The sequence below is a fragment of the Endozoicomonas sp. SESOKO3 genome, assembly GCF_024606255.1.
Window position 1 is genome coordinate 1 of the sequence record NZ_JAHHPR010000447.1, and the last position, 1480, is coordinate 1480.

Consider the following 1480-nt stretch of genomic DNA (forward strand, 5'->3'; position numbering starts at 1 on the left):
GCCAGGACCTTGCGTGGATACCGCCGCTTCTCAAGTACAGTATCTGTCATGACATATCCTTTCTTTCGTAGAGCGAAATTTCAAGATACCGCCTTTTCAGCAAAATGACAAAATTCTCCTGCCTGTGCCCACTCGCTTCTGTTATAAAATAGCCTCTTTCCATCTGCTGGCGGGTTTTATATTCGACCCGCTCAGATGGGAAATATTGCTGACATTTTATTACCCTATAATCCGACAATTTACAGTATAAGTACGGCCTGATATGTTGTTATCCCTCTCACCTGCTCTGACGTTAACCTTAGCGATTGTGTTGGAAGTTTTTGCAACGTCCTGGCTACCCAAGACCAATCAATTTACCTCCCCCTTACCAACAATGGCGGTATTAGTTGGCTACGGTCTGGCTTTCTATCTTTTGTCAATTACGGTTCAAACTCTGTCACTGGGTGTGGCTTACGCGATCTGGTGTGGTGCAGGAATTGTTTTAGTCTCAGCTTTGTCATGGCTGATATATGGGCAAAAGCTGGATATCTATGCATTGATTGGCATTGGCTTTATTTTAACCGGAACCGTGATCATCAATCTCTTCTCATCTTCTGTGAGTCATTAATCTGTCATCTAAGTGTCGAAATGTTGTAATTTGCCTGGAGTAGTTTGCACTTTTATTTCAGTCAGGTGAATTCATGCTACCTCCACTAAGAGCCCTGGTGGCTTTTGAAGCAGTGGCCAGACTTGGGACCATTGGTGCCGCAGCGCGAGAATTGTGTGTAACACAGGCTGCGGTGAGCCAACAGCTCAAAAGTCTGGAGGCATTTCTTAATACCACATTGTTTGAACGGAGCAAGAGAGGCGTCAGGCTCACTTCTTCAGCGCAGCATTATCAACCCATAGTTTCTGGTTCGCTGGCTCATTTAAAGTTGCAGACTCAAATTCTTTTTGGTGAGCAAGAGGCGGATGTCCTGAGGTTAAGAGTCAATCAGACATTTTGCCACAACTGGTTAATCCCCCGCTTAGACAGCTTTTATCAGAAATATCCTTTCATTCGCCTCGATATCCAACTTGTGGACTGGCCTTCTACTACCCCCTGTCAAAATGTTGATATAGAACTTACGAACGGCAAAGTAGACAGTGAAGACACTCGGGCAGAGAAACTGTTTCAGGAGCACTGGCAGTTGGTATGCAGTCCGGAATTCAAACGGGATTATCAACAACTATTAAAAGATGAGGATTTCTCTCAATTGCCTGCGGTACAAGTCAAGGGCTATCAGGAGAACTGGCTGCAATGGCTGAGCCACAATGAACTTGAGATCACCTTACCCAGAGTACAATTGGAAATTAGTAACTCACTCCATGCCCTGGAAGCGGTAAAGCGTGGCATTGGTGTCATGTTAGTACGTTCATTGGCAGCGTCCGAATTACTGAACAACAACAAAATTTTCAGTTCACCGGCTCCGTCAATACGCGCCGCTTCAATCAATGAAGG

At 45.1% G+C, this 1480-nt stretch carries 2 protein-coding genes; both read left to right on the plus strand.

Annotated features, from left to right (window positions below):
• The first annotated feature begins 262 nt into the window (after positions 1-262).
• Positions 263-607, plus strand: coding sequence for a multidrug efflux SMR transporter (locus tag KDK18_RS07680; protein WP_257254315.1), 345 nt, complete (start codon positions 263-265; stop codon positions 605-607).
• 73 nt (positions 608-680) lie between these two features.
• Positions 681-1480: LysR substrate-binding domain-containing protein (locus KDK18_RS07685; protein ID WP_257254316.1), on the plus strand; the 800-nt coding region annotated here is incomplete at its 3' end.

What these genes read in the sequence shown, in the direction of transcription:
- KDK18_RS07680 (WP_257254315.1), top strand. Translation starts at nt 263, where the DNA reads ATGTTGTTATCCCTCTCACCTGCTCTGACGTTAACCTTAGCGATTGTG.